Source organism: Methylobacterium sp. WL7 (assembly GCF_008040085.1).
Taxonomy (GTDB): domain Bacteria; phylum Pseudomonadota; class Alphaproteobacteria; order Rhizobiales; family Beijerinckiaceae; genus Methylobacterium; species Methylobacterium mesophilicum.
In genome coordinates this window covers 1-252 of record NZ_VRVG01000416.1, presented here as the reverse complement: position 1 = coordinate 252, position 252 = coordinate 1, and the positions used below count along the sequence as shown (strand labels likewise).

Sequence of the window (252 nt, the reverse complement as noted above, 5' to 3'; positions counted from 1 at the left end):
CCAATCAGGACCGCGCCCGCACGATCCGCCTGCGCGACGAGTGGGTGGAGTTTGACCCCCGGTCCTGGGATGCCGGGATGGACGTCGACATCAACCTCGGTCTCGGCACCGGCTCGCGTGAGCGCGATCTGGTGATCAAGCAGTTTGGCCTGACCAACCCGGTTTGCGGCGTTCCGGAGATCGTCGGCACGCTGCAGAAAATGGTCGAGGCGTCCGGCATGCGGAACCCCGAGCAGTTCTTCAAGATGCCGG

The 252-nt window shown here is 65.1% G+C and carries 1 pseudogene; it reads left to right on the top strand.

The features are described from left to right. Positions 1–252: pseudogene (locus FV233_RS30845) on the top strand (phage portal protein); the annotation flags it as partial.